This is a genomic window from Flammeovirga sp. MY04 (assembly GCF_001682195.2).
GTDB lineage: Bacteria > Bacteroidota > Bacteroidia > Cytophagales > Flammeovirgaceae > Flammeovirga > Flammeovirga yaeyamensis.
The window spans coordinates 1,191,657-1,207,551 of the sequence record NZ_CP003561.2; the positions used below are offsets into that span (position 1 = coordinate 1,191,657).

The window sequence follows — 15,895 nt, forward strand, 5'->3', positions numbered from 1 at the left end:
GCAAAAAAATGCTGATGGCCATGGTAGGTATAGGTGCTTTTTGTGCCCTTCTCATCGTCCTCATTTTTGAGGGAACGAAAGAAAGAAGAGCCTTCCTAAAAGCAGAAGCCTTAGAGAAAGCCATCTTCCAAGTGATTCCAAATGCCAAGAGTATGAAGCCCATGCAATTTATCGACGGAAAATTAACCGTAGTCGATAAAGATGCTAAAGGCGAAACGCTCTACGCAGGCTATAACGAAAGCAATCAACTTGTAGGTTACGCCATCGAAGCCAGTGGACAAGGGTATGCGGACATCATTAAGATACTTTATGGTTATGATCCTCAAAAACAAGCCATCGTTGGGTTTCAAGTACTCGAGAGTAAAGAAACGCCTGGCTTGGGAGATAAGATAGAAAAAGAAGAAGCCTTCCTTGCCAATTTCATCAGTTTAGACGTCACATTAAACACCGACAAAAAAGCATTAGCCAATGAGGTGGTGACCGTTAAACAAGGTGAAAAAACAAATCCTTGGGAAGTCGATGGTATTACTGGAGCGACAATATCAAGCCGAGCAATTGGAGATATTATTAACTCGAGTATGCAGGAGATGGGACCTAAAATAGGTAGCAAGTAGCAGGTAGCAGGTAGTAAGTAGGAGTTAGGAACTAGGAGTTAGGAGTTAGGAGTTTGACTAAATGAGTGTTTTTATGAATAAAAGTACACGAATTGAGGAGCGAACCAAACCTGCTACCTGCTACCTACTACCTGCTACTTATAACCAACTACCTTATATAAGCACTTCGTTTTATTGTTTTTTAATTGAAAAAAAATGAGTGTCGCTGTAAAAGAAAATAAAAAGGCGAAAGAGCAGAAAAGTACGGATGAGTTCATCAAGGGACTTTGGAAGGAGAATCCTGTTTTCGTTCAAGTGTTGGGTATGTGTCCTGTTTTGGCGGTGACCAATACTTCGATGAACGCATTGGCAATGGGGTTAGCTACTTCTTTTGTTTTATTGATGTCGAATATCTTGATTTCATTATTGAGAAACTTCATCCCGAAACAAGTTCGTATTTCGTCGTACATATTAATTATTGCCACTTTTGTGACGGTTATCGACTATGTGATACAAGCCATAAGTGTGGAATTACATAAGAGTCTTGGAGCATTCATTTCACTTATCGTAGTGAACTGTTTGATATTGAGCCGTGCTGAAGCGTTTGCCTCAAAGAATACCTTAAAACATTCGATTATGGATGCATTGGGTATGGGTGTTGGTTTTACTTTCGCATTGCTTTGTTTAGGGGTTGTAAGAGAAGTATTTGGAAGCGGAACAGTCTTCGATATGCAGATTTTACCCGAAAACTTTCAGTCGTGGATTATCATGATCTTACCTGCTGGAGGATTTTTCACCCTCGCTTTCTGGTTACTGTTCTTTAATTATTTGAAAGAAAGAAAAGCGAAGAAATCATGAATACAGCCAATTTGTGGAGCATTTTCATCAATGCTTGTCTAATCAACAACTTTGTACTGGCTTACTTCCTTGGTATCTGTCCTTTCTTAGGGGTTTCAGGTAAAGTGGCTACCGCTTCTAAAATGGGGGCAGCCGTAACTTTTGTAATGGTCATTAGTTCACTTTGTGCCTTCGGTATCAATAGTATTCTTACGGCCATCAACGCTCCTTACCTACAACTTATCAGTTACATTGTGGTGATTGCCTCAACGGTACAATTGGTAGAGATGTTCGTAAAGAAAATGAGCCCTGCCCTATTTAATGCATTAGGTATTTTCCTTCCATTAATTACCACCAACTGTGCTATCCTTGGTTTGGTTTTATTCCAAACTGCCAAAGGCTACAACATCCTCGAAGGATTTGTTTACGCACTCGGTGCCGGTGCCGGTTTTACCATCGCCCTCCTATTAATGGCCGGATTAAGAGAACAGCTTGAACTCGCCGATACACCAAAAATCGTCAAAGGAACTGCAATTACGTTGCTAATTGCTGGGATACTTTCTTTGAGTTTTATGGGATTCTCGGGGTTAGGGTAAGCTAGGTAGCAGGTAGCAGGTAGTAAAATAGTTGAATTAGGAACTAGGAGTTAGGAATTAGGAGTTTAGCTTCTGATTAATACATACAATTGAATAGATAGTAAATATCAATTTTCAATGGTAATAACTAAAGAATAAAAAATAACTCCTACCTCCTAGTTCCTAACTCCTAACTTAAATACACATGAACCACATCATCCCCATAGCCCTCGTCATCGGTATCATCCTTATCTGGGTGATCGTCCAACTTGGGTGGTCGAAAATTTTTAAGGAGCATCAGTATGATGATGCTTTGGCAGGCAGATCGAAATGTGCTGGATGTAAGTGCAAAGTGGTCTGCAAGAAAGATAATCAAGTAATTATTTAAAAATATAATAGTAAACACACTTAAAGTTATGACACATTTAAGCGATTACCCTACAGAGAAACGTTACTCAGCGGTAGTTTTAAAAAGTGACCGCCTCACTCCTGAAGATACAGAGGAGGTGAGAGAAATTTTATTAGAAGTAGATGATTATAATTTCAAAATTGAAGTGAATCAAAGCTTTGGTGTTTTGGTTCGTGCCAACGGAGATTTTGGGAATACGTATCATCATCGTCTTTATAGTGTTGCCGACATTCCAAGAGAGGTAGCTGGCAAGCTTCAGATTAAAATGTTGGTGAAAAGATGTGCCTATGTAGACGATTTCAGTGGAGAATTATTCAAAGGGATCGTATCAAATTATATATGCGATTTAAAACCTTGTGATGAGTTATTGATCACTGGTCCGTTTAATCTTGCATTTAATGTTCCAGAAGACAATGAAGCCAATATGATCCTTGTAGGAATGGGTACTGGCATCGCTCCTTTTAGAGCATTCATCAACCATATTTATACCGATATCGGAGACTGGCAAGGTAAAATCAGATTGTTCTATGGTGCTAAGAGCGGCCTAGACATGCTGTATATGAATGATGAAAACAACGATTTGACACAGTATTATGATCAAAAATCGTTTGAAGCATTACAAGCAGTGAGTCCTCGTCCTAAATGGCAAGATCCAATCAACTTAGATCAAGTGATAGAAGGCCGAGCATATGAAATCAAACAAATGCTTGCAATGAACAACACTCACGTGTACATCGCTGGCTATAAAGATGTCATGAAAAAGCTTGATGCCGCTTTTGCCAATATTCTTGGTTCTCCAGAAAAATGGGAAACAAGAAAGAAAGAGTTGATCGCCGGCGGAAAGTGGGCGGAAGTGATTTATTAAAAAGTTAGGAATTAGAAGTTAGGAGTTAGAAATTTTTCTGAGCAAAGATTTTCTTGAATTTTAACTCCTAATTCCTAGTTCCTAACTCCTAATTAAAATTTATGAGTATAATAACAGCATTAGCAGCATTAGGTGGCCTCACCTTATTATTGGCCATAATGCTGATTGTCGCAAATAAGAAATTATATGTTTTTGAGGATCCTCGAATAGATGTAGTCGACGATTTGCTTCCGAAAGCCAATTGCGGTGCTTGTGGTATGCCGGGTTGTAGAACTTTTGCAGAAGCAGTGGTAAAAGGCGAAGTGTTACCAGGTAAATGTACGGTAAACTCTGAGGAAGGAAAAAATGCGATTGCAGATTATTTAGGGGTGGCTTTAGGGGATGAAGATAAAATTGTTGCTCGTTTGGCATGTCAAGGTGGTAGTAATGTTGCCGTTGATCGTGCCGAGTATCAGGGACTGTCTTCTTGTTCTGCCGCTTCCCTAATTTCGGGTGGTCAGAAGGGCTGTTTCTGGGGATGTTTGGGATTAGGCGATTGTTCTGTGAGTTGCGATTTTGATGCAATTCAGATGAACAAACACGGAATTCCTGAAGTGGATGTTGAAAAATGTACTGCTTGTGGAGACTGTGTAGAGAGCTGTCCAAAAGGATTATTCTCTCTTGAACCTATCAATAATAGACTTTGGGTGGCCTGTAAAAATCTTCAAAAAGGTGATGAGATTTTAGAGGAATGCCAAGTAGGCTGTACGGCCTGTGGCAAGTGCGTGATGGATGCTGAAGGCAGCATCAGTATGATTGATAATTTACCAAGGATAAATTATAAAGAGAAACTTACACAAAAACCGATACAAAGATGCCCGACAGGTGCGATTGTTTGGTTAGATGATGACAAAGGCATCATCAAAGGGAAGGAAAGCAAAAAAATAATCCGAAAGGAAAAACAAAAAGTTGCTTTCTCATAGCTTTTTAACGTAAGTGTGTGAGCCACCTTGACTTTGTCTTGGTGGCTCTACTCGTTTTGTGGGAATGGATTTTATAAAAACTTGACGAAAAACAAATAATAATTTTTGAATAATGTCTTTTAAGTAATAGTTTAGCATTGATAACGTATTCATGATTTTTTACTACAAATCCCCCATGTAATACGATTTTTTATTTAAAACTAAAACTCTTATGCTAACTACTCCATCTCCTGCACTTCAGGTAATACATGAAGAAGAGATAAATGCAAGATGTGAATTATTAAATAGTTTAATTACCAATATTTTTGAAGATAATGATTCAGATATTCATCTCAACCCTATTTCTTTAGACGCTAACTTGGGTAAGTTATCGAAAAAGTATAAACTGACTATAGAAGAAGAATTCCTTATTGTATTCTCTTATGCATGGCAAATAAAACCCCATCTCTTTTTACCCTTTGTTGAAGGTTTTAAAAATATTGAATTTAGAACAAAGTATGGAGGTTATCTTGATGACGAAAGAGAACTTTATATACCTACATTAAAAACTTTTCTAGAGATCATTATTTCTAAAGAGTATAGATCAGAGTTTATACTAAAGTTATCTGATAAAAACTTTTCGCTTTTAAGAGATGGTGTTATCTTTTTAGAGCCTTTCCAAAAGAATAATAACAATATTCTTGATTCAGTACTAAAACTTTCTCCAAATTTCATTCAGTATTTAATTGGTGGTGAATCTCCTCGTTTAGATCATGAAGTTGACTTCCCTGCACGATTAAAAGAAAGTAAAGTACCTTTTGATGAAGTTGTTTTATCAGATACAACAAAAGAGGAAATTCAGCCTTTGGAACTTCTTCTCGAGGTACTTCCTAAAATAAAAGAAGACAACTCTTTAAAGAAATATATTTCAGACAATCACATTTTTGTTTTTTCGGGCTCTCCAGGTACGGGTAAATCTTTAACCGCCACTACCCTAGGTTCTAAATATAATATGAGTACATATACTTTAGATATTTCCAGAGTAGTTTCTAGGTATGTAGGCGATTTCGAAAAAGCAATGGAAAGAGTATTTACTAGACTTCATGGTCAAAATTGTATATTATTTATTGATGAAGCTGATTCCATTTTCACTAAGAGAAACGAAAATGTGAATGAAGCAAAAGATAAATATAGTAATCAAGAAATGTCCTACCTCCTTCAACGATTAGAGACGTTCGATGGTATAGTGATATTGGCCAGTAATGTAAGAGATATAAGAACTCACGTGGATAAAGCAATGATGAGGAGAATTAACCACATCATCGAATTCCCATTTCCATTGGCCAACGAAAGAGAACAATTATGGAAATTTTCATTACCGAATGAATATACTTTTGAGGACGGATTAGTAGATAAATTATCAATGAGTTACCAATTATCGGGTGCTAATATTGCTTCGATTATGTCAGAAGTATTGATTAAAGCTATTTATAATAAAACTAACATCATCACTTTCCAAATGATTGAACCGAGTATCAAGAAAGAATTTTATAAAAGAGACTCAACTTATCAAGTTTGTCCTGATAATTCTCCGGGTGCCATTTTAATGGAACAAAGATTAGGTAGATCTGCTGTTCATAATGGTAGAAGAATGTAATTATATTTCTAAAATCAAAACAATTACCCCATTGAACAAAGTACAAACGTATAGAATTGAGCCTGAAGAAGAACAAAAGAAAAAAATAGATTTTGATGCTATTCATACTGGTTTAGAAAAAATAAATATTAATGCTGCGTTGAAATATGAGGCAAAAGGGATTCCTTCTACAGAAGATGAACGACTCAATCCAGGATTTTGCTATTATATTAATAAAAATTTATTCTACTGTAAAAAGAAGAGTGAAACAATCAGTGATATAGCAGATAAATTATTACTCCGTAAAGAATATATTCAAATTCTAAACGAACACCATGATACTAAAAAAGAAAATGCAACCATCTTTTTAGGACATATTGACGACCTTATTGAAGAAGAAAATTTATCCTATATTTCTATAATCGAAGCTGGTGGTAGAATAAAACCTTTAATAGAAAATGGAGGTATTGAGAAAGAATTTGCTGAAGATTTCGTTGAAAAGAGTATTCATACGATCATTTTTAATCCAGCTACAGCTCCCAATAATACCGCTACAGAAAAATTAAAATATGATCCAGAATCTGTTGTCGAAATTTTTCATACGACCTTTCCGGGAGATAAGCTCAACCAAAATGTAAGTAATTCAACAATTGAATTTACTTTACAAATATCTGCTAGTGTTTATTATATTATCACAGTTTCATTAGATACAGGAATAGGTTTTTCGAGTGCTGTTACTGATGATCGAAGGTTTGTCACCTCATTAGATTGGAAAGTGGGTCTTACAGGGGAAATTGATGCACTTATTGCATCGGAAAAATTGGGTCTAGAAATTGGTGGGACACTTGGAAATTCCCAGAACAAACTCAATGGAAGTTATGAATCTGTAGATCATTTTCTGGCACATTTTCATAACAACATGAGAATCATTCTTGATTATTATGATTACAATCCTAAAGAATATGGATTAGATGATTCTTCAGAGTATTGGTCAAAATATAAACACGAGCTTGCAAAACCATATACTTCAATAAGAAAATTTGGTGGTGGTATTAACCATGAACTAAAAAGCATTGCAGGAGGAGGAGGTAAAGAAGCAGAAATTGTAACCATAGAAAGACAGAAACAAAATGGTGTAGATGTGATAGGCACATCAAGTGATTATTCCGCTGATGTTGATAAAAATTATCTAAATGATATTAATGGTGATGATTCTATCTACGAATCAACTATAGGTTTTCACTTTAGCCTTCCATTTTTCTTCACTATGATTCATGGATCGGTTGAAGCATTAGGAGTTCATAACGATGCAAACAAAGATAATAATGGAAACTACATCAATTTAAAATTTGAAGTTCCTTTTGTAGATATAGATTCTAAAAAGATTAAAGGTTATGTAGATTTCATCCATCTAATGGTTAAAAATAAAAAAGAGGGTTTTGAAGGTCTCTTTGGTTCTATTTCAAAAAATATTGGAAATAAAGAAAAATGTATTTCTAAAATTAATCCTTTTTATAAGCAAATTGAAAATAACATAAAATCGAATAAGGTAAAGTATGGTCTTGATGCTAATTTCACCCACAGAAAGGTTATTGAAATAAATGCAGTAAAAGAGGGAAGTGGATTTTTTGACTATAAACTTCAATATTACCGTATTTGGGATAAGGTTGATGCGGGTGTTAGTGCAAATGCAAAGCAAAAGAAAGTAGGTGTAGGATTTTCCATTGATTATACCTCTCAAAATTCTACAGAAGAATATTTATTCGACAACACTTTAAGTTATGTCTCTACGGTCTACAACCAAATGATGTGGGAATCTAGAAACCCAAGTTTAGTGGGAGAACTAGAAAAACTCCTCAAAAACTCGAAAAAAGAAAGACTTCAGGATGATGAAAGTCGTACAAAGTATGATGCGCAAATTGAAGCAAAAATTCTTGCTTTAAAAGGGAATAATAGTGAATCAGAGTTTAGTTGCTCTCATTGGGAGACTTATAAAGATAAACATATAGATGAATTGAATAGTATTATTAATACTTTTAATGATAGGTTTAATGAGGAGTGGAAAAAATTAAAAGATGATAGAGATAAAATGCCAAAAATGATTATGGGGTTTGATGTTTGGAGGCATTTTGGGGAGACAAAAGGGATAATTATTAAAAACAAACAACATGAGATTCTTCAGAGAACTTTAGAAAATAAGTTCATATTTAAGATAGATTTAGAGTCTTTTGAAAAAAACATATTATTTAAAAATTATTTAGAAAACAGAATATATGCGTCAGATTATTGGATTTAAAGTAATAATATTAATTCTATCATTTCAATTTAATTCTTGTCAAGCTATTACAAATCAAAAAATTATTGAAAATGAATTTACACAAAAAATAAAAAAAAATATCCTAATAGTGATGTTGGCTTTAATACTGAGAAAAATCTTTATGGAATAGCTTTTAACAAAAAAGATAATCTCGATAATTGGTATGAAGATATTTCAATAAAAAAAGATTCAATTTATTCAATATCATTTTGGGTTTATGATATTAATAAAACAATTAAACAATTTAAAAATTTAAAAAATTTAGAATCTATTGGAATTATTGAATGTAAACTAAATTACATACCTGATTTCTTTTTAAATTTCGAAAATTTAGAATTTTTAATTTTAGATAATAATAAAATCGAAGCAATTCCAAAGAATATTGATAAATTAAATAAACTTAAAAACTAAAATTAGATAACAATAATATAGAGTATTTACCCAATAGTATATGTAACATAACTTCATTACAGGAATTAACTTTTTCAGGTAATTTAATAAAGAAAATACCAAAAAACATAGGTAAATTAAAAAATATCACTGGGATTTCTTTTGATTTCAATCCAAATCTAACAGAGATACCTAAATCAATTACTGAATTGAACAAGTTGAAATATTTATATTTTGACAGTTGTGTTTCATTAAATAAATATCCTGACGGTATTGAAAATATGGAAACGCTACACACTTTATCCTTTAAAAAAATGAACTTAAAAGATGGAGATATTCCAGACTTTGTTTGGAAATGTACACGAATTAAGGATTTAAGTTTTAGAGATAACAACCTCACAGAACTCCCAAAAGAAATTGGCAATTTAGTTAATTTAGAGGTTCTTTTTCTTAACAACAACAACCTCACCTCCTTACCAGAAGAAATTGGTAACTGTACAAAAATCAATACACTTTGGGTAGATGGAAACAGGTTAAAAACACTCCCGAGAAGTATATGCAATATCGAAATGATTGATTCTTTTTATAGTCGTTATAATCCTTGGGAATGGTTACCAGAATGTGTGGATGATGGAACTTTTAGATTAAGAAGTGGGAATGTTCCTGGTGTGGAGAGAAGATAGAATGTTTTTAGAAATTCAACCTACTCCCCAACCCACTCAAAACTCCACCGCCAGTTCTTTGTTCTATAGCTGTATGAGAACTGTCTTTACATTCGGTAAACTTTGCACTTCTTTTGTATAGTTCATGTTGGATTTTTGGCAACACTTCTTCCAAACTGATTTCTTTTTTGTCTTGGAGAATACATTCTACCATTAATGAAGAAGCAATATTACTGATATTGGATCCATTTAATTGGTAGTTTTCTGCGATATGATCTATCACACCTTCTTTATATTCATACCCTTGAGGTAAACTTAACGACCATAATTGCTTTCGTTCTGCATACAATGGGAATGGAAAATCGATGATCAGTTCCACCCTTCTAAGCATCGCTTTGTCGATATGCTTTCGGATATCAGAAACATTGGTGGTGAGGATCACGATGCCATTATATCGTTCGATTCTTTGAAGCAAATAGGACATTTCCTGATTGGCATATTTGTCTCTTGTGTCTTTTACATCAGTAGATCTTTTCGCAAAAATAGCATCTGCTTCATCTATTAATAGGATTACATTTTGTCCATCTAAACGATCGAACACTTTATCCATAGATTTTTCAAATTCACCTATATATCTTGAAACCACTTTAGAAAGTTCTAAAGTGTAAGTGGACATATTGTATTTCTCACCTAAGGTAGTTGCAGTAATAGACTTACCTGTTCCGGGTGCTCCTGAGAATACCACAACAGTACTTTTCTTAATTTTTAATTGATCAAATTGATGTGAAGTTAGTCTACTTCTTAACTCCATCATTTGCTCCAAAGAATGTAAAGAAGTTTGCGTTTTTTCTGATAAAATAACTTGATCGAAAGTAAGTGTTGGTTGAATTAATTTAGCAGGAAAATCCAATTCGTGATCTAAACGAGGTTGAGCAGTACCATTTAAAAATTCGACGTAGGTCTGGGAAATTTGAGGTGTAGCATACAACAAATCTTTGATCACTCCACTAGTATCTGATGTTAAATAAATAACTCCTTGTTTGATAAAAAAGTGATCTTTATTGGTGAGGTATTTAAACACTTCGACAGATTGCTCTTCTGATACAAAAAGTTTTAGAAATGTTTTAACAGTGGGGATATATACACCCAATTTTTCATCAAAGACACCATTATATTCTATCTTATTTTCTAGTTCTTTTAGCTCCTTGATTAAAGGTACGAAATACTCTGGGTGATATTTCCAAGAATAAGTGAACAGTAAAAATAATTCTTCATACACTCCTAAATCATTATCCATTACAATAGATTTAAGATTTGAATCATATTCAAAAGGAGTCATCTTCTCCAAGATATTTTCTTTTGATTCATGTGGGTTATAAATCACATGATGAAGAAGTTCTTTAAAATTAGTCAGACGTTTATTTAATTCTAATTGGCTGGGGTTTGTTTGAATATCTGCTAGCATACTAATTTACTTTATGAATTGAATAACCTCTTTCCACATCTTCTTTTCTTAAAAATTCTGGTACAATATCCCATCCATAACTACTATATATTTCAGTTTTAACTTGTCTATCCACATCAAACATCTCCGCTGGTAATATTTCAAATGGATTTTCTGATATATATATTCTTTTCAAATTAGGTAATTCACGGATTTCTATGGGAAGAGTAGTAATGCGATTTTTGTTCAAGCCAAGATACTCTAACTCTTTTAGTTCTTTGATTTGAGGCACAACATGATCTATTGGTATTCCTGTATACACCAACACTTTAAGTTTTTTAAAATTTATATAGAAATCATATTTTTCTAGTTCTTTAATATGACTATAATACCTACCTGATAAATCAAGTATTTCTAAATTTTTACATTTACTTAAATCATCAAAAGGTATTTTAAACTCTTTGTTCATATCACTCAGTTCAAATTCTTTCAAAGATTCTTGGCTATTATTAAGTATACCATCCAAAGTTTTCAGATTTTCACAATTCATTAATTTTATCGTTTCATACCTATTTTTAGAATAACTTTTAGGAAGATTTTGAAGGGTTTCTTGATTATATACCTCTATTTTTCTTAGTTTATTACTTATTATTTCAGGATATGTATCAAAATTGACACTACTAAATTTAATTTCTTCTAGGTTTGGGTAAATAAGTTTTTTAGGTATAATATTTTCATATTCCTTTCCCAACCTATAAAATGATATTTTTTTTAAATCTGCATTTTTTATTGATTCAGGAAATTTGTTGAAATTGCAAAAATATATTGTAATATCATCAATACTTTCATTAAATAGTAACTGATATTCACTTAAATTAAGATAGCCAACCTTAATATATTTTAAACCCTTTATATTTTTTAAGTCTATCTTTTTATCATTTATATTTGTTTTATAAATAATTATTGAATCTAATTTTGTTAAAAGATTTATTTCTTCAGGTAATGATTCTAAATCATCAATTTTTATTAAATTTAGACAAGATACGTGATTATCATTAATTGAAAACTTAATCTTATTACTATATTTTTCATTCATTTTTTTAATTAAATCAGAATCATTCTTATTTAATTCCTGTCCTAAATTATCTTTTATAGAACATGAGGAAAAGAATAATAAAGTTATTATTAATAGTTTATTTATCATATTCATAATCATATTTTTGTTGGTCTTTATATAAATTAAATAATACATATTTTTCAAATTTGATTAATTCCACATCATCTTCATCTGAATCTATTTCAAAAGGATTAAGTAATTTAGCTGGAGTCTCGAAATACTTTTTCGCGTTTCCTGCAGTCATCATAGTTAAATTTCCTTCATTTACAGCATTCACAAAATCCTTATCATTTTTATGTTCAATCAATGGGTGAATAAAGCTATTAGCTATTTCCTGTATTTGAGATTCGTATTTCTTTTTATAATCTTTCCAACCTTGAGAAGTATATTCGATGTCATTTCCAATACTATCCCAATGTAAATCATTCATATAATTAAATAATTCTATCTCTTGATTTTCTTTTCCTTTTATTAAAAGTTCAATTTCGTTTACTTTAGATAGATCTTCTTTATTCTTGATATTTGCTTTTGCCTTTTCCTTTTTATCTTGTTTTTCTTCCCATAAATAAAGTTCCATTAACCTTATTCTTGTCATTGCATTATCTCTTCTGTCTTTATCTGATTCTGAATTTAGAGCTGCTGATGCATGGGCGTTATACAAGGTAGAAATATAAGATAGGGTGTCTGTACCTGGTGATTCCCATAAATTTCTTTCATATTTGATACCCATATTAAAACCTGCCCTTACTCCAACAAAAATATTGCCTGCCCTAGTTGTTTGACCATTAATATCTACAGAACCAAGAAAAGATGCTCTTTGATATTGAATATTAAGCTCCCCATTTTCAAATACTGACTGAATAGTAAATTTAAGTCCTACATCAATTTTCGGTTTGGATTTTTCTCTTTTCTTTCCATTGTATTTTTCATCAAAAATACTTTTTAAAGCTTTATCTTCATCTTCATCCCTGAAAAAACCAATAGATGTACCTCCTATGGATCCACTTAATGAACCAAAACGTTCTTTTATTAATCCTTTCATTGGTGTCCATAAAGCTAATAATCCCTCTTCACTAATTGTTTTAATTAATTTATTAAAAGATGAATCATTATTTACCTGGTTATTTTGAATAGCCTTTTCATTTTCAGATAATCTATTTATTGCTTTTTCTTGTTCATCAGGTTTATTTTTTAATGATTTTAAATTTGCAAGATAATCTTTTAAATCATGGTAAGTTAAAGCTAATTCAAGAGCGAAATAATGCCCATTATTATCACTATTTGAATCATCAATAATATTAGTGTATACCACTGATAAAGGTCCTTTATTTACTAATAAAACACTTGTTTCTACAGCATTTAATTTTGCTTCTTGGATTTTAGATTCTTTATAATCTTCTCCAATTAATCCGATAGAAGGAAGAGAGTCAATTGCATAAACCTTTGTTGAATGTCTATCATTAATTTCTTTTTCTTTATTTCGATCATTTATTCCACCAGAACCTACGCTTCTAACTCTTTTACCACCAATATATGTATACTTTTGATTTTCTTCATTACTCCAATATTCCATAAATTTTTCACTTACTATATTGTGTTCTAAGAAAAATTTATAAATCCAATGGTTTAAATGTGTAGTAAAATGTTTAGTGTTATCATAAGCAATATTTTGAGAGAAAAGATTATGTGAACCTTGAATACTTCCTGATGTATTATCAGATAATTCATTTCCAGCAATACCAACTTTTGCATTTACCTTCAATGCCATACTTGTCATTATCCCTAAATCATCACCAACTCCAACTTCTAAATTAAATCCTAAACCTACTTTGCAATAAATAGTAAATAAAAGGTCTCCTATAACATAGACTTCCAAAGTAAAAGAAATAGTGGTACCTCCAATATCTCCATTAAGAATTTCATGTAATAATCTATCTAAATATTCTGGATTATAATTCTCAGCATTTATTTGCCATGTCCCCCCATCGGAAATTCTAAACCCACTGGCATTTATTTCCCAAACCTTTGGCCCACAGATATAATGATGGTTTTCTGTCTTTTCAAAATTTGGAACAATTACTCCTTGGTGTGGCTGTAAGTGTATATCTTTTCCTCCCGCTTTTATTACTCCATTAGGGGCAATACTATCCCAATTATTCAACTCCATCAACTCTTGAAGGGAAATATTGAATTTCTTTGCGATTATTAAAGGTGATTCGTCTTCTTTGACTGTATAAAAATACTCTACTTCTTCCTGTGGTGATTCATGAAATTTAATTAGACTTCCTTGAGCAAAAGATTTGAATCTCCTATCTTCTATCTGATCTAACGAAAGGTTAAAGTGATGAGAAACATCTACCATACCATCCGCATGAATTCTCTCTGTTTTACTTTCTAATAATTGATAAATACTATCGGCTAGGCCATCATTTACAGGTTTAAAATAATGATTATACATGGGGGTTGGGGCACCAAATCCTCCAGAAATCATAGGTGTGTTTCCATAATCAATTGGTATGGATTTTCTTGAATTGATCATGTCTTGGTCAAAGTTCTCTTGACCATATTCATCAAAGAAGTCATCTATTAATGGCTGATTTCTTTGTAATGCCATTAACGCACCTAATATATTTTGACTATCTGCCGATTTTTTTGATTTATATTTTTTTAGTTCATCCCTAGTTTTTTTGACAATCTTTTCCATCGTAAAACCCTTCCAAAGTTCCTTTCTAACCTGAGTAGTTTTACCCATTTGGTGCTGAATATTCCTAAAGTGTTTCGCGGTTTCAAGATCTACAACTAAGTTGGTAATAAATGGGTTAAGTTGAGGTAAAATCACTCGATTCATCCTACGTTGTATAATTCTAGTATGCCGTGATTTTTCAGCTACTTTAGAACGTATATGACTAATTAGGTTACTTTGGGAAGCGGTTGCATAAAATCCCAAAAACAAACGAACATTCACATAGTCGTTTTCGAGCAGTTTTAAATAATCGATCAGTTTACTAAAACCACTAGTTAAATCGGATGCTATTTCTTTATAGAGTTTAAAAGCATTATACTCAATTGATTTTGGGGTGATTTTTTGTGGTGCATTGTTTTTCTTTAACTTTTGTACAACCTCACCATTTTCAAGAACATATACCGTTTCCCCTGGATTAATCTTTAATCCCGTATCTGGAAGATCAATAGTTTGCCCTGCCGTAATCACCACCTTTTTTCCTGCAGCATCTTTAAAAGTACCGTCCTTCTCTAACTTCCAACCGTTCTCTTCAGCAATCTCTTTTACGGTTGTATGGAATCTTCTTGCTATAGTCCAAATTGAACCACCTGCGGGTAACTTAAACTTATAATCCTGAATCCCTTTATTTCTATCTAAAAGAAGAAAATCTTCTGGAATATTACCCTTCAGTTGTTCTACTCCTTCTCCTGAATCAGATAATGTAATAAGTTCAGCTGCATTTCCTACAAATTTTAAATCATGCCATAAATCACCTTCATAGATGATATTCAATACATCTAAAGTCTTTTTATCATTCTTACATTTATTGACTAATGAAATGATTTTATCTTTATTATCCTTTGGTTCGTCGATATGAAATTTGAGTAATTGTGCTAATTGATAAAGTTCATTTAAGGACATCACCAAATCAGCCTGAATGTTATTTCCTTGTTCATCCAGGCGTTGCAACATTTTTCTATCAAATTGTCCCACCCACCAATCATCAATCTCAGATCTTAATTTTTTTTTGATGTGATTCGGAAGAATCATGACCGCAATTGCATCTAAATTCTTCAATATCGCACTCGCTAAATTATCTCTAGAAATCCACCAAGTATCTTCAAGGGCAATAATGATCAGTTCCGGATCATAAATACATTGCTTAGCCACCATTAAACCACGTTGATCTGTATCCGACTGCTTCTCCTTAATGTTTTCCCAACGTTCTTCAGGACTCAGTACCTCCTCTTTTTTTAAAAGTTCATCATACTCAGGTAAAACCTTTAGAAACGTTTTTTCTTGGTGATTCTTGGCAACGTAAGTATTATCTTGACTTACCCTCTCAAAATCTTTTTTTCTTATTTGATAATCAGACATGGTATTTTGT

At 32.6% G+C, this 15,895-nt stretch carries 11 protein-coding genes; 8 read left to right on the plus strand and 3 right to left on the minus strand.

Annotated elements, in window-relative coordinates; genetic code table 11:
* Positions 1 to 8: 8 nt before the first annotated feature.
* The 8 genes from MY04_RS24630 to MY04_RS24665 all read left to right on the plus strand — a co-directional run bounded on the left by MY04_RS24630 (position 9) and on the right by MY04_RS24665 (position 9,246).
* Positions 9 to 614: an RnfABCDGE type electron transport complex subunit G gene (locus MY04_RS24630; protein WP_236941118.1), complete on the plus strand. Its 606-nt coding sequence runs from the start codon at positions 9 to 11 to the stop codon at positions 612 to 614.
* A gap of 195 nt (positions 615 to 809) precedes the next feature.
* Positions 810 to 1,451, plus strand: coding sequence for an electron transport complex subunit RsxE (gene rsxE / locus MY04_RS24635; RefSeq protein ID WP_066215272.1), 642 nt, complete (start codon positions 810 to 812; stop codon positions 1,449 to 1,451).
* On the plus strand, positions 1,448 to 2,026 hold the full coding sequence (locus MY04_RS24640) for an electron transport complex protein RnfA (protein WP_066215274.1): 579 nt from the start codon (positions 1,448 to 1,450) through the stop codon (positions 2,024 to 2,026). Before rsxE ends, MY04_RS24640 begins: the two co-directional genes overlap by 4 nt.
* 395 nt (positions 2,027 to 2,421) lie before the next feature.
* Positions 2,422 to 3,279: a ferredoxin-NADP reductase gene (locus MY04_RS24645; protein ID WP_066215276.1), complete on the plus strand. Its 858-nt coding sequence runs from the start codon at positions 2,422 to 2,424 to the stop codon at positions 3,277 to 3,279.
* A gap of 101 nt (positions 3,280 to 3,380) precedes the next feature.
* A complete protein-coding gene (locus MY04_RS24650) occupies positions 3,381 to 4,241 on the plus strand; it encodes a (Fe-S)-binding protein (RefSeq protein WP_066215278.1) in 861 nt (286 codons plus the stop codon).
* A gap of 211 nt (positions 4,242 to 4,452) precedes the next feature.
* Entirely contained in the window at positions 4,453 to 5,877 is a 1,425-nt protein-coding gene (locus tag MY04_RS24655) for an ATP-binding protein (RefSeq protein WP_066215281.1), read from the plus strand.
* 31 nt (positions 5,878 to 5,908) lie between these two features.
* Positions 5,909 to 8,152: a hypothetical protein gene (locus MY04_RS24660; RefSeq protein WP_158297900.1), complete on the plus strand. Its 2,244-nt coding sequence runs from the start codon at positions 5,909 to 5,911 to the stop codon at positions 8,150 to 8,152.
* A gap of 470 nt (positions 8,153 to 8,622) precedes the next feature.
* Positions 8,623 to 9,246, plus strand: a complete 624-nt coding sequence (locus MY04_RS24665) for a leucine-rich repeat domain-containing protein (RefSeq protein WP_442899798.1) — start codon at positions 8,623 to 8,625, stop codon at positions 9,244 to 9,246.
* Between the two features lie 7 nt (positions 9,247 to 9,253).
* On the opposite strand, the gene MY04_RS24670 is transcribed toward MY04_RS24665, so the two are convergent.
* Genes MY04_RS24670 through MY04_RS24680 form a run of 3 tightly spaced genes read right to left on the minus strand, consistent with a single transcriptional unit; the run spans position 9,254 to position 15,885 of the window.
* The gene (locus MY04_RS24670; protein WP_066215288.1) at positions 9,254 to 10,690 is read right to left on the minus strand and encodes an ATP-binding protein; all 1,437 of its coding nucleotides are present in this window, start codon (positions 10,688 to 10,690) and stop codon (positions 9,254 to 9,256) included.
* A 1-nt stretch (position 10,691) separates the two neighbouring features.
* Positions 10,692 to 11,879 carry a hypothetical protein gene (locus MY04_RS24675; RefSeq protein WP_158297902.1) on the minus strand — a complete coding sequence of 396 codons (1,188 nt, stop codon included), beginning with the start codon at positions 11,877 to 11,879 and terminating at the stop codon, positions 10,692 to 10,694.
* Entirely contained in the window at positions 11,863 to 15,885 is a 4,023-nt protein-coding gene (locus tag MY04_RS24680) for a LysM peptidoglycan-binding domain-containing protein (RefSeq protein ID WP_066215292.1), read from the minus strand. The genes MY04_RS24675 and MY04_RS24680 overlap by 17 nt, the downstream gene beginning before the upstream one ends.
* Between the last annotated feature and the right edge of the window lie 10 nt (positions 15,886 to 15,895).

Coding starts and splice junctions, on each gene's coding strand:
- MY04_RS24680 (WP_066215292.1), bottom strand. CDS start 15,885: ATGTCTGATTATCAAATAAGAAAAAAAGATTTTGAGAGGGTAAGTCAA.
- rsxE (WP_066215272.1), top strand. CDS start 810: ATGAGTGTCGCTGTAAAAGAAAATAAAAAGGCGAAAGAGCAGAAAAGT.
- MY04_RS24675 (WP_158297902.1), bottom strand. CDS start 11,879: ATGAATATGATAAATAAACTATTAATAATAACTTTATTATTCTTTTCC.
- MY04_RS24650 (WP_066215278.1), top strand. CDS start 3,381: ATGAGTATAATAACAGCATTAGCAGCATTAGGTGGCCTCACCTTATTA.
- MY04_RS24655 (WP_066215281.1), top strand. CDS start 4,453: ATGCTAACTACTCCATCTCCTGCACTTCAGGTAATACATGAAGAAGAG.
- MY04_RS24640 (WP_066215274.1), top strand. CDS start 1,448: ATGAATACAGCCAATTTGTGGAGCATTTTCATCAATGCTTGTCTAATC.
- MY04_RS24630 (WP_236941118.1), top strand. CDS start 9: ATGCTGATGGCCATGGTAGGTATAGGTGCTTTTTGTGCCCTTCTCATC.
- MY04_RS24645 (WP_066215276.1), top strand. CDS start 2,422: ATGACACATTTAAGCGATTACCCTACAGAGAAACGTTACTCAGCGGTA.
- MY04_RS24670 (WP_066215288.1), bottom strand. CDS start 10,690: ATGCTAGCAGATATTCAAACAAACCCCAGCCAATTAGAATTAAATAAA.